Annotated in this window: 21 protein-coding genes; 8 read left to right on the forward strand and 13 right to left on the reverse strand. The window is 56.4% G+C overall.

Translation table 11 applies throughout. From position 1 onward, the window contains the following. From phnE (TH3_RS03220) to phnD, 4 genes are all read right to left on the reverse strand, one after another. Positions 1-825, reverse strand: a complete 825-nt coding sequence (phnE, locus tag TH3_RS03220; protein ID WP_007091201.1) for a phosphonate ABC transporter, permease protein PhnE — start codon at positions 823-825, stop codon at positions 1-3. After that, positions 819-1,592, reverse strand: coding sequence for a phosphonate ABC transporter, permease protein PhnE (gene phnE, locus TH3_RS03225; RefSeq protein WP_007091200.1), 774 nt, complete (start codon positions 1,590-1,592; stop codon positions 819-821). The genes phnE (TH3_RS03220) and phnE (TH3_RS03225) overlap by 7 nt, the downstream gene beginning before the upstream one ends. A gap of 37 nt (positions 1,593-1,629) precedes the next feature. Continuing rightward, positions 1,630-2,424, reverse strand: a complete 795-nt coding sequence (gene phnC, locus TH3_RS03230) for a phosphonate ABC transporter ATP-binding protein (protein WP_007091199.1) — start codon at positions 2,422-2,424, stop codon at positions 1,630-1,632. A gap of 69 nt (positions 2,425-2,493) precedes the next feature. Then, entirely contained in the window at positions 2,494-3,462 is a 969-nt protein-coding gene (phnD, locus tag TH3_RS03235) for a phosphate/phosphite/phosphonate ABC transporter substrate-binding protein (protein WP_040060488.1), read from the reverse strand. Between the two features lie 194 nt (positions 3,463-3,656). Here phnD and TH3_RS03240 point away from each other — a divergent pair, with 194 nt between their 5' ends. After that, positions 3,657-4,508 carry a DeoR/GlpR family DNA-binding transcription regulator gene (locus TH3_RS03240; protein WP_065701904.1) on the forward strand — a complete coding sequence of 284 codons (852 nt, stop codon included), beginning with the start codon at positions 3,657-3,659 and terminating at the stop codon, positions 4,506-4,508. 151 nt (positions 4,509-4,659) lie between these two features. Then, positions 4,660-6,051, forward strand: a complete 1,392-nt coding sequence (gene fumC, locus TH3_RS03245; protein ID WP_007091196.1) for a class II fumarate hydratase — start codon at positions 4,660-4,662, stop codon at positions 6,049-6,051. 44 nt (positions 6,052-6,095) lie between these two features. Here the strand turns inward: fumC and TH3_RS03250 are convergent, their stop codons facing one another. Next, positions 6,096-6,569: a DUF2867 domain-containing protein gene (locus tag TH3_RS03250; protein ID WP_139328112.1), complete on the reverse strand. Its 474-nt coding sequence runs from the start codon at positions 6,567-6,569 to the stop codon at positions 6,096-6,098. Positions 6,570-6,690: 121 nt separating this feature from the next. On the opposite strand from TH3_RS03250, the gene TH3_RS03255 reads away from it, so the two are divergent. The 4 genes from TH3_RS03255 (at position 6,691) to TH3_RS03270 (ending at position 9,070) form a co-directional block, all read left to right on the forward strand. After that, a complete protein-coding gene (locus TH3_RS03255; RefSeq protein WP_007091194.1) occupies positions 6,691-7,164 on the forward strand; it encodes a DUF2946 family protein in 474 nt (157 codons plus the stop codon). 76 nt (positions 7,165-7,240) lie between these two features. Further along, complete coding sequence (locus tag TH3_RS03260; RefSeq protein WP_139328111.1) at positions 7,241-7,747, forward strand: copper chaperone PCu(A)C; 507 nt, start codon at positions 7,241-7,243, stop codon at positions 7,745-7,747. Between the two features lie 122 nt (positions 7,748-7,869). Further along, positions 7,870-8,373, forward strand: a complete 504-nt coding sequence (locus TH3_RS03265; RefSeq protein ID WP_007091192.1) for a cupin domain-containing protein — start codon at positions 7,870-7,872, stop codon at positions 8,371-8,373. Between the two features lie 49 nt (positions 8,374-8,422). Then, a complete protein-coding gene (locus TH3_RS03270; protein WP_007091191.1) occupies positions 8,423-9,070 on the forward strand; it encodes a LysE family translocator in 648 nt (215 codons plus the stop codon). 35 nt (positions 9,071-9,105) lie between these two features. Here the strand turns inward: TH3_RS03270 and TH3_RS03275 are convergent, their stop codons facing one another. Continuing rightward, on the reverse strand, positions 9,106-9,651 hold the full coding sequence (locus TH3_RS03275; protein ID WP_007091190.1) for a TetR/AcrR family transcriptional regulator: 546 nt from the start codon (positions 9,649-9,651) through the stop codon (positions 9,106-9,108). Between the two features lie 74 nt (positions 9,652-9,725). Here TH3_RS03275 and TH3_RS03280 point away from each other — a divergent pair, with 74 nt between their 5' ends. Both TH3_RS03280 and TH3_RS03285 read left to right on the forward strand, forming a co-directional pair. Continuing rightward, entirely contained in the window at positions 9,726-10,760 is a 1,035-nt protein-coding gene (locus TH3_RS03280; RefSeq protein ID WP_233421832.1) for an NADP-dependent oxidoreductase, read from the forward strand. A 1-nt stretch (position 10,761) separates the two neighbouring features. Then, positions 10,762-11,061 (forward strand): putative quinol monooxygenase, encoded by a 300-nt coding sequence (locus tag TH3_RS03285; RefSeq protein ID WP_007091188.1) that lies wholly within the window; start codon positions 10,762-10,764, stop codon positions 11,059-11,061. A gap of 141 nt (positions 11,062-11,202) precedes the next feature. Here TH3_RS03285 and TH3_RS03290 read toward each other — a convergent pair whose 3' ends face one another. From TH3_RS03290 to TH3_RS03320, 7 genes are all read right to left on the reverse strand, one after another. Further along, the gene (locus tag TH3_RS03290; RefSeq protein ID WP_007091187.1) at positions 11,203-12,195 is read right to left on the reverse strand and encodes a peptide ABC transporter ATP-binding protein; all 993 of its coding nucleotides are present in this window, start codon (positions 12,193-12,195) and stop codon (positions 11,203-11,205) included. Then, complete coding sequence (dppD, locus tag TH3_RS03295; protein WP_007091186.1) at positions 12,195-13,208, reverse strand: dipeptide ABC transporter ATP-binding protein; 1,014 nt, start codon at positions 13,206-13,208, stop codon at positions 12,195-12,197. Before dppD ends, TH3_RS03290 begins: the two co-directional genes overlap by 1 nt. A 3-nt stretch (positions 13,209-13,211) precedes the next feature. Next, positions 13,212-14,153: an ABC transporter permease subunit gene (locus tag TH3_RS03300; protein ID WP_007091185.1), complete on the reverse strand. Its 942-nt coding sequence runs from the start codon at positions 14,151-14,153 to the stop codon at positions 13,212-13,214. Between the two features lie 13 nt (positions 14,154-14,166). Then, positions 14,167-15,177 carry an ABC transporter permease subunit gene (locus TH3_RS03305; protein ID WP_007091184.1) on the reverse strand — a complete coding sequence of 337 codons (1,011 nt, stop codon included), beginning with the start codon at positions 15,175-15,177 and terminating at the stop codon, positions 14,167-14,169. 116 nt (positions 15,178-15,293) lie between these two features. Continuing rightward, positions 15,294-16,901: an ABC transporter substrate-binding protein gene (locus tag TH3_RS03310; RefSeq protein ID WP_007091183.1), complete on the reverse strand. Its 1,608-nt coding sequence runs from the start codon at positions 16,899-16,901 to the stop codon at positions 15,294-15,296. 400 nt (positions 16,902-17,301) lie between these two features. Then, complete coding sequence (locus tag TH3_RS03315) at positions 17,302-18,327, reverse strand: threonine aldolase family protein (RefSeq protein ID WP_007091182.1); 1,026 nt, start codon at positions 18,325-18,327, stop codon at positions 17,302-17,304. A 103-nt stretch (positions 18,328-18,430) separates the two neighbouring features. Further along, a complete protein-coding gene (locus TH3_RS03320; protein ID WP_007091181.1) occupies positions 18,431-19,444 on the reverse strand; it encodes a threonine aldolase family protein in 1,014 nt (337 codons plus the stop codon). Positions 19,445-19,458 lie beyond the last annotated feature (14 nt).

Raw genomic sequence — 19,458 nt, forward strand, 5'->3', positions numbered from 1 at the left:
TCAGATCACCTTTTTGCGCAGCCAGGCCGCCAAGGCCTCGCCCACGATCACAAGACCGATGATCGCCAGAAGAATGGTGGCAACCGTCTGCCAGGCAAAGGTGTCAATTGCGCCTTGCAGGACGATACCGATCCCGCCAGCCCCGACCAGACCCAGAACCGTACTTTCGCGCAGATTGATGTCCCAACGCAGGATCGACACCGCAAAGAAAGTCGGCATGACCTGTGGCACAACCCCGTAAATCAGGATTTTGAACCGCGATGCACCAACGGACTCAAGCGCCTCGATCGGGGCCCGGTCGATTTCCTCGATCGCCTCGCCCAGCAATTTGCCGATAAAGCCGATCGAACGGAAAATAATCGCCAGAATACCGGCCATCACGCCGGGGCCGAAAATCGCCACAAACAGCAGCGCCCAGATGATGGTATTCACCGACCGCGATGACACCAGAATGAACCGGCCAATCCAAAGCGTCAGCTTGTTCGGTGTGGTGTTCTGGGCCGCGATCAGGGCAATCGGCAATGAAAGGAATACCGCAAAAAACGTTGCAATCGTCGCAATATTGACGGTTTCAAGCAACGTGATGGCGATCATTTCCCAATCATTAAGCGACGGCGGATACATGCGCGAAAAAAGATCGCCCATCTGTTGCGGGGCATCCCAAAGCCACGGCCAGATGATGTTGATCGTCGAAAGCGACCAGACCGTTGCCAGCACGACACCGCCATACATGGCAAAGCGCAGCCAGCGTTGTTTGGGGGTATAGCGTGACCATTCGCGTTCGGCGATGGCGTCCGGTCCGGTGTTTTTTGTTGTCGTTACCATATGTTCCTCCGGATCCGGCCGCTTATGGCTTCGCTGATCAGGATGACGCCGATAATGCAAAGCGTGATCGCAAGCGCGAAGTCATAGTCATAGCGCCGAAACGCATTCATCAGGGTCGATCCGATCCCGCCCGCACCCACAATGCCGACCACGGCGGATGCACGCAGGTTACTGTCAAGCTGATAGATCGAAAGACCGATCTGGCGGGGCATGATTTGCGGGATCACGGCGTAAAGCATGGTGATGAATGTCCCGCCCCCGGCCGCCCGGATGGCTTCGACCTGGCCCCAGTCGATTTCCTCGATCCGTTCGGCCAGCATTTTGGCAACGAAACCGATGGAATAGATCGTCAGGGTCAAAATCCCCGCCAGCGGACCAAAACCGACCGCCTTGACGAACAGGATGGCAACGATCACCGGATGGAAACTGCGTGCGATAATGATCGTGGCACGCCCGATGTTATAAAGCCATTTGGGCGCAATATTGGATGCGGCGGCAAAGGCAATCGGCACGCTGAGCATCACACCGGCAAGGGTTGCAACGATGGCGATCTTGATGCTTTCAAGAAAACCCTGCAGCACCAGTTCACCCCGGATCATGTCCGGCGGGAAAGCGCCCTTGAAAATACGGATGGCGCGCGGAATGCCTTCCTGAATACGTTCCCAGTTAAACGGCAGGCTGGTGACCGCCCACACGACATAGGCCAATACGCCAAGAATAATCGCCCAGCGTATCGCCGGATTGGCGATAAAGGGCGGCTTTTCCAAGTGCGATGGCCCGTTGTTTTTTCAACGGAGCTGGTCATTATGATACCACCTCGCGCAGGGATTCCACATCACCGGTTTCGCCGCGTTCTTCTGCCGGAACCCCGGCATAGATTTCATCCATGGCATCCTGGGTCAGATCGGTCGGAACGCTGTCAAAGATGATGCGACCAAACCGCATGCCGACGATGCGCTGGGTATATTCCTTGGCCTCGGTGACATTGTGGATATTGATCAGAACCGGCAGGTGCAGCTCGGATGCAAGCGCACGCAGCAATTCCATGATCTGTCGGGATGTTTTGGGGTCAAGCGACGCGGTCGGTTCATCGGCCAGCAGGATTTCAGGTTCCTGCATCAAGGCACGAACGACGCCGACGCGCTGGCGTTCGCCACCCGATAATTCATCGGCGCGTTTGTTGGCATAATGGGCAATGCCGACACGTTCCATCAATTGAAACGCACGATCAATGTCGCTTTGGGGGAAATTGCGCGTCATGGCGCGCCAGGTCGGGACATATCCCAACCGTCCCGACAGAACATTTTCCATCACCGTCAAACGGTTGATCAGGTTAAAACCCTGAAAAATCATGCCGATACGACGACGCGCCAGACGCAACTCGCCACCCGACAAAGTCGTCAGTTCGGTGCCGTTAAGGTCAATCGAGCCCGATGTCGGTTCGACCAGACGGTTAATACAGCGCAAAAGCGTGCTTTTACCAGCGCCCGATGCCCCAATGATGGCAACGACGCTTTCGCCCGGAACTTCAAGGTTCAGGTCCTTGAGAACGGCCTCATCCTTGCCATAGCGTTTGACCAGATCTTTGATACGCAGCATCACGATACCTTGAAAAAAGACTACCGGGACCGAAAATCGATCCCGGCAGCAGCAGTTTGAAAAAAGGGATTACTTCAGGTTGTCCGGGGTGTATTTCACACCGTTGGCAGCCTGGATTTCACGAATGACGTCCCAGTCTTTCTGATAGGTGACCGGTACGAATTTGGTGACACCCTTGAATTCTTCGCCAAGTGCCGTGCCCTTCATGTCGAAGGTAAAGAAGGCTTCCTTGATCTTTTCGATCAGTTCGGGCTTCAGGTTATAGGCATAGTTGAACGAAGTGGTCGGGAACGGCTTGCTTTCATAAAGGATTTTGACGTCAGCCGGATCGTACAGATCACGCTGGGCCATACGTTCAACCACTTCGGATGCGACCGGGGCGGCGTCATAGTCACCGGCGACAACGCCCAGCATCGACTGGTCGTGCGAACCGGAATAGACGACTTCGTAATCCTGTTCCGGGACGATGCCCTGACCGGGCAGAAGAGCGCGCGGTGCCAGGTTGCCCGAGTTCGAGGTCGGGGAGGTGTGCGCAACACGTTTGCCCTTAAGATCGGCAAGCGAATTGATGCCGCTGTCAACCCGGGTATAAAGCTGCAAGGTATAACCAAAACGGCCATCATCCGCCCCCATCAGGGCAAACGGAACCGCACCGGCAAGGTTAACTGCAAACGGGGTCGGCCCGGTCGAGAACCCGGCAACATGCAGACGGCCGCTGCGCATGGCTTCGACTTCGGCGGAATTCGACTGAACCGCAAAGAAATGGACATCCTTGCCGGTTACTTTTTCAAGATGTTCAAGGAACGGCTCCCAGATATCGGCGTAAACCGCCGGGTCTTCGACCGGGGTATAGGCAAATACGAGGGTGTCAGGGTCAACCTGTTGATCGGCAGCCGGTGCATCGGCGACCAGATCGCCATCCATATCGCAATACATCTGGTCAAGATCGCCGCGTGCGATGCAATCATCGGCCGCATATGCCTGGGTGCTGCCAAAGCTCATCATGCTGATGGCGGCAAGTACCGTAGAAACTTTCAAAAAGTCTGTTTTTTCGCATGTGAAAACATGTGGTCGAACCTTTCTTCCCTGTAAACGCTGGTAAAGCGCCATTTTTAATGTGGTTTTGTTGGTTTTATTGTTGCTTTTATCAACATTATAGAAGGTCAAAAAGTTGGAAAAGCAACACAAAACTGTAACAAATGGTTACAAAGATTGCTGCTAACCTTGCCGGAATGAGGTGTGATCAAAGGTATTCAGGGGAGAGAGCGTCTTTGCGTATCGGAAAAAAAGAACGTCAGCAGCGCATTCTTCAGGAGCTGCAAATCCATCCGCATGTGAGAGTTGCCACATTGGCGGAGCGATTCGATGTGGCAACTGAAACAATTCGCCGTGATCTTGATGCGCTAAGCGAAAATGGCCTGATCAAGCGCGAATTCGGTGGCGCATCGGCACAACCGATGGGCCATCAACCCGATCTGGCCCAGCGCCAGATGACCGCGGTTGCCGGGTTCGAACGGATCGGCATCATGGCCGGAACCATGATCCGGCCGGGTGACGTGATTATGATCGATGCCGGGTCTACCGTCAGCCAGCTTGCCCCCTATATGGCCCAAAATCCCGGCGCATTGCGGCGCACGGTTCTGACCAATTGCTACGCGGTGGTGCATGGCATGGGCGAACAGGCGGTGATTGATGACGTCATCATGTGCCCGGGGCAGTTCGATCCACGTGAAAACGCGGTTTACGGCAATGACACCGTCGAATTCCTGCGCCGTTTCCACGCCAACAAGGCTTTTATCGGGGCGTCGGGTGTTGCATGGCAGGGGTTCAGTGACGTTAACCGTCGCGCGGTTGCGGTCAAGCGCGCCATGATGGAACGGTCCGATGAAACCTGGCTGATGGTCGATCACACCAAATTCGATCAGCGTTACCTTGAAAACATCGCACCGCTTGAAGCCCTGACCGGGGTGATCACGGATCGTTTGCCGCCTGAAAAACTGCTATCCCATCTTGATCGCATCGGCGTTCAGATTGTCGCATGGCAGGACAATGTTTCCGCAGATCATGGGGCAATCGTCGGCTGATATTTTATTGCTGGCGATAAAACTGCATTTTTTCAACATAGTGACTTTGCGCGAACGATCATTTGCGCCCATATTCGGGAACGGCAAAAGACAATTGCCTGCCGGGTTCCCGCCCCGGTCAGTATGTTTTCTGACACGGAGGATTTCTATCGTGACCAATCCAGTGACCACCCGCACCGAACAGGACACCATGGGCAGCATCGATGTGCCTGCGGACCGGTATTGGGGGGCGCAGACCCAGCGATCCAAACAGAACTTCCGCATTGGCGGCGAACGGATGCCCGATGCCCTGATCCGGGCGTTCGGGATACAGAAACTTGCCGCCGCACGCGCCAATGCTGCCCTTGGCAATCTGGATGCCAACCTTGCCGAGGCAATCGAGGCCGCCGCGCGCGAAGTCGCCGATGGCAAGCTTCTTGATCACTTCCCGCTTGTCGTCTGGCAGACCGGCAGTGGCACGCAGACCAACATGAATGCCAACGAGGTCATCGCCAACCGGGCCTGTGAAATCCTTGGCAGGCCGATGGGAAAACGTGATCCGGTTCATCCCAACGATCATGTCAATCGCGGCCAGTCATCCAATGACAGTTTCCCCGCCGCAATGCATATCGCGGCTGTGGTCGAGATCGAAGAAAACCTGAAACCGGCCCTAGCCCACCTTCGAAGTGCCCTTGATGCCAAGGTCGAAGCCTTTGCCGATATCGTTAAAATCGGCCGCACCCATATGCAGGATGCGGTGCCGCTGACTTTGGGGCAGGAATTTTCGGGCTATGCCGCCCAGATCGCGCTTGGCCTTGATCGCATTGATGATGCGCTGGTACGGCTTCGCAAACTGGCGCAGGGCGGCACCGCCCTTGGCACCGGCCTGAACGCGCCAAAGGGCTTTGACGTCGAATTTGCCAAACAGGTATCCGATATCACCGGCCTGAAATTCGAAACGGCGGCCAACAAATTCGAAGCCCTTGCCGCCCACGATGCCTGTGTCGAGATGTCGGGTGTGCTGAACGTTCTGGCGACGTCGCTGATGAAGATCGGCAATGATATCCGCCTGCTGGGTTCCGGTCCGCGTTGCGGGCTTGGTGAACTGGTGCTGCCCGCGAACGAGCCGGGATCATCAATCATGCCGGGCAAGGTCAACCCGACCCAGGCCGAAGCCCTGACCATGGTCTGCGCTCAGGTGATCGGCAACCATGTGGCGGTAACGGTTGGCGGGTCAAACGGTCATCTGGATCTGAACGTGTTCAAGCCGGTGATCATTTATAACCTGCTGCAATCGATCCGCCTGATCGCCGATGCATCCGTCAGCTTTGCCGATAACTGCGTTGTCGGCCTTGAAGTCGATCAGGAAAAAATCGATCATTATGTCGAACAAAGCCTGATGCTGGTGACCGCCCTTGCACCCCATATCGGTTACGACAATGCCGCCGCCGTCGCCAAAAAGGCGCACAAGGATCGCAGCAGCCTTAAGGAGGCAACCATTGCCCTTGGCTTCCTTGACGGGGCAAAGTTCGATGAACTGGTCCGCGCACGCGATATGATCTGATGGGATGATGCGGGCCGGTTTTGACCGGCCCGTTCTTTATGCACTTACGGCGATGCAAATGCGCCGTTCAGCATTGCGGGCACGATTGCCTTATGAAACGGCATGATGGTGCCAAGATACATCCGACCCAGCATATTGTGCCGCCGGATCAGGGTGCTGGACCGGATCACCGTCTGCCCGCACTGGAATTTTTCGACCTCTACCGTCAGGCGAAAATCCAGATGCCGGTCATCCATGCCCAGCACGATGAAATCGTCCCCGCGCTCGATCACCGGGAAAAGGCCGATGACATCGGCATCCGGTTCGGGCGCGGTTTTAAGGCCCAGTGGCCGGACCATCGCGTTACGCAGTGCTAACAGATAGCCCATCCAGACCGGCCTGCCATCCATGATCTTTTGCGCGGCGCGTTCGGGCGTGATGTCGGGATCGTCAATCGTAATCGCAAAACTGTCCGCCCAATCGGCGTCGATCATCGCAGGATGGGGCAGGGATATCGGAACAGCCATCGCGTAGGGCAAGAACGTATCCTTTCGATCAGCCTAAGGCAGCTTTTTCGGCGATGATCGTGCTCCAACTGTCATTCTGCGGCAATGATATATCTCATTGTCGCGGGGGGTAAATTCGGGCATACCCAATTCCATGCTTATTCGCACCAGACCGATGCTGTCACATACGAATATCCGGGCCGCGGGCAAACTCCTGCGTGTCTGGCTGCTGGCGGTTGTCATCCTGATGACCGGGGTGACGCAATCGGGTTTCGTGACCGCACTTCTGGGTGGGGGCAGTGGCGGCGGGTTAACCGCCATTACCGGGGCAAATGCCGCACCCGGTGGCGATCTGATTTTCATCTGCACGGCGGATGGTGTGCGCGCGGTATCTTTTGGCGATGCCGGACCCAACGCCACATCGCAAAATTCCGGCGGGCATTCTGCCGGTCATGGTTTTTGTTCGCTCTGTGCGTCCCATCATGGGGCGATGGCAAATCTGGATGTGCCGTTTGGCGCACCGGTTTCGATCATCCATGATGCCGAATATGTGCAAGCCCGCCTGCTTGCCGCCACGATCACATTGCCGCGTACGCGCTATTCCCGCGCCCCCCCGCTTTCCATCTGATTTCCCGATACACCCGAAATCAAATCACCGGTGTGATGCAACCAATCCACACCGGATCAGGATGGAAACAAAGATCATGAAAAAACTGTTTGCTGTTGTCGCGACCCTTGCCGGTCTGTTTGTTGCCACTCAATCGTTCGCGGCTGATATCGAAGTCAGGGACGCCTGGGCCAAGGCATCGCTTGGCAAGGTGCCAAATGGTGCAGCCTTCCTGACGGTGGAAAATACCGGCATGGCGGATCGCATTGTCGGGGTGAAATCCGATCTGGCCGATAAAACCGAACTGCACACGCATATCATGGAAAACAACGTCATGAAGATGCGCCCGGTCGAAGGCGGGATCGATGTGCCGATGCATGGCGAAGTACTGTTCAAACCGGGCAGCTATCACGTCATGCTGATCGGCCTGCACAAGCCGCTGGTCGAAGGTGAAAAAATCGACGTGACCCTGACCTTTGAAAAGGCGGGCGACGTGCCGGTGACCATTGATGTGATGGATACCATGTCCAAAGGCCCGCATGGTGATGCCGGGATGGATCACGGCAATATGAAAATGGGCGATCAGGAACACAAGGGCCACTAGGCCGCGATTTCACTGATCGATCAATCTACCGATACAGAAAATACCAGGGGGGGCGGTTTGCACCGTTCCCCTTTTTTGTCATGATGGTCGGCCATCATCCACCCCATGCAGGGAAGTGCGCCATGTCCCGCGATATCACCATCGACCAATTGATCGAAAAACTCGGCTTGCAACCTCATCCCGAAGGCGGCTTTTACGCCGAAACATTCCGGGCGCTGGAAACCTGCAATCCGGGCAACCGGTATCTTGGCGTGCGATCAACGGGGACCGCGATCTATTACCTGCTGACCCCCGATACCTTCTCAGGCATGCATATCCTGACCAGTGACGAGATTTTCCATCATTACCTTGGCGATCCGGTCGAACAGCTGCAACTTTATGCCGATGGCCGTCACCGGCTGGTTGAAATCGGCAATGACCTGCTGGCGGGGCAGAAACCGCAAATGATCGTGCCGAAAAATGTCTGGCAGGGGGCGCGCCTGAAACAAGGTGGCAAATTTGCCCTTCTGGGCTGTACGGTGGCACCCGGTTTTGACTTCGCCGATTTCGCCATGGGCAAGCGGGCCGACCTGTCGTCGAAATGGCCGGCGGCGGCAACGATGATTGCCGCCTTGACGCGCGACTGAATTTCGGGCGCAATCAGCCGGTCACCCATTTTTCACAGGACTTCCCGAAATGCAGCTCGATACATGGTTGCTGTTTTCCGGCGCGGCCTTGGCGCTTTCGATGGCCCCCGGACCGAATAATCTTCTCGCGATGTTCAATGGCGCGCGTCATGGCGTTGCGTCAGCCGCCATTGGCGGGGCGGGACGTCTGCTGGCTTTTGCCCTGATGATCGTTGTGACGGCCATGGGGCTTGGCATGGTGCTTGCCGCCAGCGAAACCGCCTTCATGATCATCAAATGGGGTGGGGCGATCTATCTGGTTTATCTGGGCCTCAAAAGCTGGCGAACCAAAGTTGCCGAGCCCGAGGTTCCCGGTGATAGCGTCGGCTTTGTCGCCCATCCCGGTGCGATGTCACTGGCCCGGACGGAATTCCTGACGGCAATCGGCAATCCCAAGGCGATCCTGATCTTTACCGCCTTCTTTCCGCAATTCCTTGATCAGGCCGGTTCATACGGCCCGCAATTCGCGATCATGGGCGTGACCTTCATCGCGATGGAGGCCTGTGTTCTTCTGGGCTACGGGCTTGTCGGCGGGCAGGTAAAGGGGCTGATCCGTTCCGCCCGCCACATGCGCTGGCTCAACCGCATCAGCGGCAGCCTTTTGATCGCCGCAGGGGTGCTGCTGGCGCTGACGGATCGCACGCGTAGTAGCGCCTGATCCGCGACGGTTTGCGGATGTGATGGTCCCGGCCATCACTTTTTCAGGATGGCGCTGGTGATGACATTGAACAGATGATCCGCACGTGGTGCCGATGATGGCTGATCGCCAAGCCAGGCAAGTGCGCCCACCATCGCAAACAGGTCTCCGCCATCAATGTCGGTGCGTGCGACGCCTTTTTCCTGTGCCCGGACAAGAAGCCTTGTCCCCGCGGCTTTCATGGTAACGCACGACGCATGAAGAGCCGACTCTTCATCCTCAATGGCGGCCACCATCGCGGCAATGACGCCGCGATAGTCGTTCGCGCACGCAACAAGATCACGTAACCACGATACCAGCGCATCATCCGGCGAACTTGCGGTTTCGCGTTCGCGCGCTGATTCTTTCAGCCCGTCAAAGCTCTCGCGCAGCAGGGTTTCAAGCAGTGCCTCGCGCGTTGGAAAATGTCGGTACAGCGTACCAAGTCCCACCCCGGCTTTGCGGGCGATGTCGCGCAAAGATGCTTCCGCACCCTGATCTTTGACAACCTCCCGCGCGATGGCAAGCAGATGTTCGTAGTTCTTCTTTGCGTCGGCTCGCATATGTTCCTCTTGACAAACGGAGCACTGCTCCATAAATGTGGATCAGTGCTCCGATTATGGATAGCATATATGCGATGAAAGAAGAAGCAGTGATGCCAAAGATGATGAAGGCGGTCCGTCAGCACGCGTTCGGCGGGCCCGAGGTCATGCGCTACGAGGACGCGCCGATACCTGATCCGGGACCGGGTGAAATAAGGGTCCGGGTGCACGCGGTCGGGATTAATCCCCCCGACTGGTATCTGCGTGATGGCTACAGGATGCTTCCGCCCGAATGGCAGCCGCAAATATCCTTCCCGGTGATACTTGGAACCGACATATCAGGTGTCGTTGACGCCGTTGCTGATGATGTTACCGGCTTTGCGCCAGAAGACGAAGTTTACGCCATGGTTCGTTTCCCGTCGGGTCTTGCCGGGGGAAGCAGGGCCTATGCGCAATATGTCACGGTCCCTGCATCGGAAGCCGCGCCCAAGCCGGTCGGGATTGATCATGTGCATGCGGCGGGGGTACCAATGTCGCTTCTGACCGCTTGGCAGTTCCTGGTTGATCTGGGACATAACGAACCAAATCCGCTTCAGTCCTCTCAGCATAAGCCGGTTGAACTTTCGGGGAAAACCGTTCTTGTGAATGGCGCTGCCGGTGGTGTTGGGCATTTTGCCGTGCAGGTCGCAAAACTCAAAGGTGCCAGGGTCATCGCGGTTGCGTCTGGCAAACACGAGGCGCTTCTGCGCGACTTGGGGGCTGACGAATTTATCGACTATACGAAAACCCCACCCGAAGACGTCGTGCGGGATCTTGATCTTGTGATTGATGCCCTTGGCGGGCCGACCGCCGGGCGTTTCCTGCGCACGATCAAACGGGGTGGTGCCCTTTTCCCGGTGTTCCCGCTGGGCTTTTCCAGTCACGAAGAAGCCGAAAAGCTTGGCATTACGGTATCGGCAACGCAGGTTCGCTCGAACGGTGATCAATTGGCGGAGCTTGCCGATCTGCTGAGTGACGGCACACTTCGCGTCGTGCTCGACAGCACATACCCGCTTGCCGATGCCCGCAAGGCTCATGAACGTGCGGCCAAAGGGCACATTCAGGGCAAGATCGTGCTTGTGGTGGAATGACATGATCATCCTGATGGGGCACATTCATGTTGATCCACATGAAATTGATCAGTTCATCGCCGACGTTCGGGTGATCGCGGGCAATGCAAAACCCGAAAAAGGCTGTCTTTTTTATGCGGTTAATCCTGATGCGGCATGCCCGGGGCGTCTCGTGATTGCCGAACGTTGGCGCGATCAATCGTCATTGAAAGCCCATCTTGAAACGCCAGAGGTTTTAGACTTTGTGCATAACTGGCAAGGCAGGATGAGAAGCGGGATACAGCAATATCAGGCCACGCACGAAGAAACATTCTTGGGCTGAGTTTTGTTCTCAGGGTTCGCATACAGCCAGCAAAGCCTTTGCGGGCTTTCTTGTGACCCTGAAAGGCTCAGGGGCGCAGCTTTATAAAAGCGCGCCCCCTTGCTCCCTTGTCTACCCGGATATCCGGGTGATCGCCTGTTTTCAGGCGATTTCTTCGACCCGATGGCACGCCACCTCGCGGCCTTCATACATGCGCAATTCAGGACGAACCTGTGCGCAATGGTCGGTCGCAAACGGGCAGCGTTTATGAAACGCACAGCCCGACGGCGGATTGATCGGTGAAGGCAGTTCGCCGGAAAGCGGTTCTGCCTTGACGCGATGCGCCGGATCGATCTTTGGTGCCGATGCCAGAAGTGCCCTTGTATAGGGATGCAGCGGCTTGGCAAAGATTTCTTCGGTCGGTCCCTTTTCAGCGACGCGCCCCAAATACATCACCATGACGTCATCTGCAATATGGCGAACGACAGAAAGATCGTGCGAGATGAAGACATAGGCGACATTCATCTCTTCCTGCAGGTCCATCATCAGGTTCAGAACCTGTGCCTGCACCGACACGTCAAGGGCGGAAACCGGTTCATCGGCGACGATGACTTTCGGTTCAAGGATCAGCGCGCGCGCAATCGCGATACGCTGACGCTGCCCGCCGGAAAACATATGCGGATAGCGCCCGTAAAATTCGGGGCGCAGGCCAACCTTGGCCATGGTTTCGCGCACACGTTCCTCGCGCTCCTTGCGGCCCAGATCCATGTTAAGCAACACCGGCTCGCCAAGGATCTGACCGACTTTCTTGCGCGGGTTCAGCGACCCGTAAGGGTTCTGGAAGATCATCTGAACCGTGCGACGGAACAGTTTTGCTTCCTTGTCACTCAGATCACCAACCGCTTCGCCATTGATTTTAAGCTGTCCGGCACTGGGCTTTTCAATCAGGGTCAACTGACGGCCAAGTGTGGACTTGCCACAACCGGACTCGCCAACAACCGCCAGCGTCTTTTTGGCTTCCAGCGTAAAGGAAACACCATCAAGCGCCTTGACCATCGCACTGGGTTTGCCAAGGCCGCGGCTGACTTCATAGTGACGGACAAGATCATCGGATTCCAGCAACGGAACACCGGGTTTTGCATCAAGAAAACTCATTACACGGTCTCCCCGGTGTTTTGGCCGGTGGTTTGGCCGGTTGGCTGGCCGCGGTCGTCAAGCGGATAGAAACAACGCACATCGCGCCCGTTATAGGCACCAACATCGGGACGTTCGACAACGCAACGATCATTGGCATAACGGCAACGCGGCGCCAGAAGACAGCCCGCCGGGCGGTCATACTGGCCCGGAACCACACCGGGGATGGTGCGCAGGCGGTCATGGCCTTCGGACCGTTCCGGCAATGCCTCAAGCAACGCCTGGGTATAGGGATGGCGCGGGGCGGCAAAGATGCTGTCCGCCGGGCCACTTTCAAACAGCTGACCGGCATACATCACCTGAATGCGATCCGCCGCTTCGGAAACCAGTGCCAGATCGTGCGTGATCAGGATCAGGGCCATGTCGCTATCGTCCTGCAATTTCAGCAGCAGGTCGATGATCTGGGCCTGAATGGTCACGTCAAGGGCGGTGGTCGGTTCATCGGCAATCAGCAGGCGCGGATTGCACGCAATCGCCATCGCAATCACGATACGCTGGCTCATCCCGCCCGAAAGCTGATGGGGATAGGCGGTCATGCGTGATTTCGGATCGGGAATGCCAACCTGGTTCAGAAGGTCAAGCGTACGTTCACGCCGTTCTTTCTTCGAACCACCCTCATGGACTTTCAGGGCTTCCATGATCTGGGCCTCGACCGTGAAACACGGGTTAAGGGCCGACATCGGATCCTGAAAGATCATGCCGATATCCTTGCCCGTAATCGCACGGCGTTTGCCAGGCGACATCGTCAGCAGGTCCTGACCGTCAAAGGTCAGGCTGTCGGCGGTGACACGACCGGGGTAGTCAATCAGGCCCATGACGGCAAGCGAGGATACGGATTTACCCGATCCCGACTCACCGACGATGCCAAGGACTTCGCCGCGATCAACGGAATAGCTTACATTATCAACAGCACGGAACGGCCGGTCTTCGGAGCCGAACTCGACTGTCAGGTTTTTAACTTCGAGAAGAGCCATGACTTACCGCTTCATCTTGGGATCAAGGGCATCGCGCAGACCATCACCCATCAGGTTGAAGGCAAGCACGGTGACGAGGATGCAAAGGCCGGGGAAGGTGATCACCCACCATGCCGATCCCACGAATTCGCGGGCTTCGGCCAGCATGGTGCCCCATTCCGGCAGCGGCGGCTGTGCGCCAAGGCCAAGGAAGCCAAGGGCGGCAGCATCAAGGATGGCACTGGAAATGCCCAATGTGCCCTGAACGATCAATGGCGCCATGCAGTTCGGCAGGATATTGACGAACATCTGGCGCATATGACCGGCACCGGCAATCTGCGATGCGATGACATATTCCTTGTTCAGTTCGGATACCACCGATGCACGCGACAGGCGCACATAATGCGGCAACTGGACAATCGCAATCGCCAGCATGGCGTTTTCAAGTCCCGGGCCGAGGATCGCGACAATCGCCATCGCCATGATCAGGCTGGGCAGCGCCAGCATGGTATCCATCAAGCGCATGATGCCGACTTCGATCCAGCCGCGGAAATATCCGGCAACCAGTCCAAGAACGATACCGGCAACCATCGAAATGATCACAACGAATACGCCGATGGTCACCGAAAGCTGCGCGCCATGGATCAGGCGCGACAGGATATCGCGGCCAACCGCATCCGTGCCAAGGATATAGCGCGGATCGGCACCTTCCATCCAGATCGGCGGCTTCAGGAACGCGGTGCGGTCCTGTGCAATCGGATCAAATGGGGCAACCCATTGGGCGAATGCCGCCATGAACAGGATAAAGCAGATGATGATCAGGCCAACATAAGCACCACGGTTCTTGCGGAAATAATTCCACGTTTCCATGAACGGACTTGGCGGATTGATCTTCTGGTCTTCCACTGCCGCCGCTTCGGCTGCTGCCGTTTCGGGGGTGGTTGATTGGGTATTCTGGTTTGTCATTTCCCGTGCCCCCTTAACGCTTGTGCCGGATGCGGGGATTGATCACCCCATACATCAGATCGACGAACAGATTGACCGCCATAACCACGAAGGCAATCATCAGGATGCCGCCCTGGATGGTCGGGTAATCGCGGCGGTTCAGTGCCTCGACAATCCATTTGCCAATACCGGGCCACGAGAAAATGGTTTCGGTCAGGATCGCACCGGCAAACAGCACACCGACCTGAAGGCCGATGACCGTAATCACCGGGATCAGGGCATTGCGCAGCGCATGGACCATGATCACCCGCATCGGGGCTAGGCCCTTGGCGCGTGCCACCCGGATATATTCCTCGCCCAGAACTTCAAGCATCGAGGACCGCGTCATGCGCGCAATCACGGCCATCGGAATGGTGCCAAGCGCAATCGTCGGCAGGATCAGATGACGGAGCGCACTGATAAACGCGCCTTTTTCATCGCTAAGCAACGTATCGATCAGCATGAAACCGGTGGTCGGCTCGATGTAATACATGATCGACAGGCGACCGGAAACCGGGGTCCAGCCAAGCGTTGTCGAAAAGAACATGATCAACAGCAGCGCCCACCAGAAAATCGGCATCGAATATCCGGTCAGCGATAAACTCATGGTCAGGTGGTCAAGCCACTTTCCCCTGTTGATCGCGGCAATGACCCCCAATGGCAAACCGATAATGATCGCAAACAGAATCCCCGCGACGGACAGTTCGATCGTTGCCGGGAACAGGGTTGCGAATTCTTCGATCACCGGACGTTTGGTGACAAAGGATTCACCAAGATCGCCCTGCAAAACACCGCCCAGATAATCGAAATACTGAACAACAAGCGGTCTGTCGAAACCATATTCCTTTTGCAGTTCGGCGTATCGTTCGGGACTGATACTGCGCTCTCCTGCGCGCATCTGGATCGGGTCGCTCGGGATCAGGTGAATCATCAGAAACACCAGAATGGTAACGCCAAAGAAAGTCGGTATGACGTCACCCAAACGGCGTAAAAGGAAACCTAACATGCCATTGGGCCTTTTTTGGCATCCGCGCGCGGGCCTGCGGGCGGACGTCTCTCTCTATTGCGGAATTGCAAAGAGGCCCGGAAAACCGGGCCTCCTCGGCAAGGTGTAGGGGCGTGTTATTCTGTGATATCGACGCCGTAGAAGATGTGACCGCCAAACGGATCGATCTTGTAGTCGGCAACTTCTTTACGGATCGGTTCGAAAACGATCGAGTGCGCGATGGTTGCCCACGGTGCTTCACGTTTGAAGACGGTCTGGGCTTCTTCGTACAGACGGGTACGCTCAAGAACATCAGCAGTGGTTTTCGCCTGCTGGATCAAGCTGTCGAATTCCTCGTTGCACCACTGTGCACGGTTCGCACTGCCAACGGCATCGCAACCCAGCAGAACAGCAAGGAAGTTGTCGGGGTCGCCGTTATCGCCGGTCCAGCCGAGCATGAAGCTGCCCTGTTCACCGTTTTTGGTGCGCTCAAGATATTCGCCCCATTCATAGGAAACGATTTCGGCTTTCACGCCAATCGCAGCCCAGTCAGCCTGAACGAGTTCAGCCATACGGCGTGCGTTCGGGTTGTAAGGACGCTGTACCGGCATGGCCCAGATATCGGTGGTGAAACCATCCGGATAACCGGCTTCTGCCAGCAACTTCTTGGCGGCTTCCGGATCATACGGATCGTCAACGGTATCGTTGTTGTACGACCAGATGGTCGGCGGGATCGGGTTTTTGGCGGCAACGCCTGCACCCTGATAAACACCTTCGATGATCGCAGCCTTGTTGATCGCCATGTTCAGGGCCTTACGAACCTTGACATTGGTGAACGGCTCTTTCTGGGTGTTATAGCCAAGATAACCGACGTTTAGACCTTCCTGGCTCATCAGGTTGATGTCGCCATCGGCTTCCATCGCGGTCAGGTCAGCCGGGTTCGGGTACGGCATGACATGGCATTCACCGGCTTTCAGCTTCTGGTAACGAACCGTGCTGTCCGGGGTGATGGCAAAGATCAGGTTATCAATCGGTGCCTTGCCTTCCCAGTATTCCGGGAACGCCTTGTAACGGATGACCGCATCTTTCTGATACTGGACAACCTGGAACGGGCCGGTACCGACCGGGTTCAGGTCGACATTTTCCGGGGTGCCGGCTTCCATCATTTTGTCGGCATATTCAGCCGACAGGACGGATGCGAAATCCATTGCCATGTTGGCAATGAACGGTGCTTCCGGACGGTTCAGAACGAATTTGACGGTGTAATCGTCAACTTTGACGATGTCCTTGATCAGTTCGCCCATGGACATCGAGTTGAAATACTCGTAACCGCCACCCGAAACCGGATGGTACGGATGTTCTTTGTCCCACTGGCGACGGAACGAGAACATCACGTCGTCTGCGTTGAAATCGCGGGTCGGGGTGAAGGCATCGGTGGTCTGGAATTTAACGCCTTTACGCAGGTTAAAGGTGTATTCCGTGCCATCGGCCGATACGTCCCAACTGGTTGCAAGGCCCGGAACGATGGTGGTCGTGCCGCGCTTGAACTGGACCAGACGGTTAAAGACGTTTTTCGATGTTGCATCAAAAGTCGTCCCGGTCGTGTAAAGCTGCGGGTTGAAGCCTTCCGGGCTTCCTTCCGAGCAATAAACCAGGGTTTTTGCCGAAGCGGCAGTCGGAGCAGCAAGCGCAGTCGCTGCAAGCAGACCTGCACCGATCGCCGCTTTGACGAAATTCGCTTTCATATAAGATGCCTCCCTCAAGGCTGGCCCGAACAATCTGCACAGGTGGCTGCTGGCCTTGAACGGCTCATGCATTGCAATTTGCGCAAATAGACGGGCGGGTTTACCCGATCCAACATTTATGTTGGCAATCGACGAGGGAAAATAATCAGGGTTTCTGGGTATCGTCAACGTTTCCTGCGGGGTTTTACGTAGGACGATCTGATCGAATGAATGATGAATTTATGTCAAGTGTTTGTTATTTTTATGAAATTGTCCCCCACAATCGGGTATGGGAGCCGTGCATTTTTTTCGGGTCTATACATGACCGAACGGAAAAACACATAAAGCTAACGTGCTTTTCCATCCGATCTATCTTCTTGAAATTTCTAGATTCGTTTGATCGCGGAACCCCTTGCGCCGATCAATTGCGCGCAATGCGATCATTAAGCTCACTGATTTGCGCGATATCCGTGTTCCACGCCGTCACAAATCGATAAATATCCGCCCCCAATGACGGCCACGGATAAAACAGCGCCCCGGCATCGCGCATTTTCTGCGCCAGTTCGGCGGGGATATTCGCAAAAATCTCGTTGCCATCAGCGGCATGCGCCAATGTTGCCCCATGCGACACCAGCATGTCACAAAGGGTTTTGGCCGCCCCGTTGGCGTGGCGCGCATTGCGCAGCCAAAGATCATCCTTCACATAGGCCAAAAGCTGCGAGGCCAGATAACGATGCTTGGAATACAGATGTCCGCTGCGCTTTCGGGCCTGCTCGACCTTGCCGCGAAGCGACGTATCAAACAGGACAATCGCATCAACCGCCTGCGCACCGTTTTTGGTTGCCCCGAAGCTGATCGCATCAACGCCGGCCTTCCATGTGATATCAGCCGGGTGGCAGCCCAGATGTGCAACCGCATTGGCAAACCGTGCGCCATCCATGAAAAGCCGAAGGTCACGCTTTTTGCAAATCGCGCCAATGGCTGCGAGCTCATCGGCGGTGTAAACCGTGCCCAGTTCGGTCGCCTGCGTGATCGCCACGCATTCCGGGGCCACCGAATGCACCCCGCGATCAACCCGGCTTGCCAGAAACGCATCCAGATTGTCGGCTTCAAGCTTTGCCGCCGGGCCATCAACCGGCATCAGCTTTGCGCCACCGGTAAAGAATGCAACGCCCGTGCTTTCATCTTCGTTGATATGGGCCTCGTGATGGCAAACGATCCCGCCAAACGGTGATACCAGTGCCGACAGGCTGATACAGTTTGCCGCGGTGCCGGTGGCGACCGGAACAACGGCCACTTCCCTGTCAAACAGCTCGGCAAAGGCCGCGTCAAGCTGCTGGCTGGTGTCATCCGCCCCATAAGCAGGCGCATTGCCGCTGGCTTCATGTTCCAGCGCTGCCAGGATTTCCGGGCACAGGGGCGATACATTGTCAGAGGCAAAATTCATCGAACGGGTCCGTGTCTTGTGGTGGCGTTAATGCGGGGCGGGGCGTCATTCCGCCAACCGGCCACCCTTTATCACATGCGATCCGTTTGAATGGCAATGATGCCTATAGTGTTTCCGGCAAGGTACGGATTGCCTCAATCGGGCTGTTCCAGCCGCTAACAAAGCGAAACGCATCCGCCCCGACCGCGGGCCATGGGCGGAACACCAGCCCGGCCTTGCGCAACCGATCCGCCAGATCATCATCCATATGCACAAACAGCTCGTTGCCCTGCGGGGTGAATGCCGCACGCGCACCAAGGGTTTCAAGCGACTGGCAAAGGGCGCCTGCGGCCTGATTGGCATGGCGCGCATTGCGCAGCCAAAGATCATCCTTCACATAGGCCAAAAGCTGTGCAGCCAGATAACGGTGCTTGGAAAACAGATGCCCACCGCGTTTGCGCGCCTTTTCGACCCGACCGCGCAATGACGGATCAAACAGGATGATCGCATCCACCGCCATCGCCCCGTTCTTGGTTGCCCCAAAGCTTAAAACATCAAGCCCCGCCTTCCAGGTAATGTCCGCCGGATGGCAACCAAGGGCGGCAATGGCATTGGCAAATCGCGCCCCGTCCATGAAAAACTTCATGCCATGCGCCCTGGCGACCTTCCCAATCGCCTGAACTTCATCAACGTCATAGATCGTACCGAATTCGGTCGCCTGTGTGATGGCAACACATTCCGGGTCAACCGAATGCATGCCATGGGTATTTTCGCGGGTTAAAAACGCATCAAGCGTTTCGGGCAAAAGCTTCGCAGATGGCCCGTCCATGGTCAGAAGCTTCGCCCCGTTGCCATAAAATGCCACCCCGGTCGATTCCGTGCGGTTTATATGCGCCTGATGATGGCAGGCCACCCCGCCAAACGGGGACACCAGTGCCGACAACCCGACAAGATTGGCCGCCGTCCCGGTGGCCACCGGCACCACCGCGACCTCCTTGCCAAACAGGTCCGAAAACGCGTGATCAAGCTGCTGGCTTGCCGCATCCGCGCCATAAGGCAGGGCGGGATCGCTGGCCTCGCCAATCGCGGCAAGGATTTCCGGGCAGATCGGCGACACGTTGTCAGACGAAAAATTCATCGGGGCCTCGGTTC

Origin of the sequence: Thalassospira xiamenensis M-5 = DSM 17429, from assembly GCF_000300235.2 — a bacterium.
Lineage (GTDB): Bacteria > Pseudomonadota > Alphaproteobacteria > Rhodospirillales > Thalassospiraceae > Thalassospira > Thalassospira xiamenensis.

Bases quoted from the DNA above. Each gene is read 5' to 3' on its own strand.
- TH3_RS03280 (WP_233421832.1), top strand. From the start codon at position 9,726: ATGAAAGAAGAAGCAGTGATGCCAAAGATGATGAAGGCGGTCCGTCAG.
- TH3_RS03260 (WP_139328111.1), top strand. From the start codon at position 7,241: ATGAAAAAACTGTTTGCTGTTGTCGCGACCCTTGCCGGTCTGTTTGTT.
- TH3_RS03300 (WP_007091185.1), bottom strand. From the start codon at position 14,153: ATGACAAACCAGAATACCCAATCAACCACCCCCGAAACGGCAGCAGCC.
- TH3_RS03265 (WP_007091192.1), top strand. From the start codon at position 7,870: ATGTCCCGCGATATCACCATCGACCAATTGATCGAAAAACTCGGCTTG.
- TH3_RS03270 (WP_007091191.1), top strand. From the start codon at position 8,423: ATGCAGCTCGATACATGGTTGCTGTTTTCCGGCGCGGCCTTGGCGCTT.
- TH3_RS03285 (WP_007091188.1), top strand. From the start codon at position 10,762: ATGATCATCCTGATGGGGCACATTCATGTTGATCCACATGAAATTGAT.
- TH3_RS03275 (WP_007091190.1), bottom strand. From the start codon at position 9,651: ATGCGAGCCGACGCAAAGAAGAACTACGAACATCTGCTTGCCATCGCG.
- TH3_RS03305 (WP_007091184.1), bottom strand. From the start codon at position 15,177: ATGTTAGGTTTCCTTTTACGCCGTTTGGGTGACGTCATACCGACTTTC.
- TH3_RS03240 (WP_065701904.1), top strand. From the start codon at position 3,657: ATGAGGTGTGATCAAAGGTATTCAGGGGAGAGAGCGTCTTTGCGTATC.
- TH3_RS03290 (WP_007091187.1), bottom strand. From the start codon at position 12,195: ATGAGTTTTCTTGATGCAAAACCCGGTGTTCCGTTGCTGGAATCCGAT.
- TH3_RS03255 (WP_007091194.1), top strand. From the start codon at position 6,691: ATGCTTATTCGCACCAGACCGATGCTGTCACATACGAATATCCGGGCC.
- dppD (WP_007091186.1), bottom strand. From the start codon at position 13,208: ATGGCTCTTCTCGAAGTTAAAAACCTGACAGTCGAGTTCGGCTCCGAA.
- TH3_RS03320 (WP_007091181.1), bottom strand. From the start codon at position 19,444: ATGAATTTTTCGTCTGACAACGTGTCGCCGATCTGCCCGGAAATCCTT.
- TH3_RS03315 (WP_007091182.1), bottom strand. From the start codon at position 18,327: ATGAATTTTGCCTCTGACAATGTATCGCCCCTGTGCCCGGAAATCCTG.
- phnC (WP_007091199.1), bottom strand. From the start codon at position 2,424: ATGCTGCGTATCAAAGATCTGGTCAAACGCTATGGCAAGGATGAGGCC.
- TH3_RS03310 (WP_007091183.1), bottom strand. From the start codon at position 16,901: ATGAAAGCGAATTTCGTCAAAGCGGCGATCGGTGCAGGTCTGCTTGCA.
- phnE (WP_007091201.1), bottom strand. From the start codon at position 825: ATGGTAACGACAACAAAAAACACCGGACCGGACGCCATCGCCGAACGC.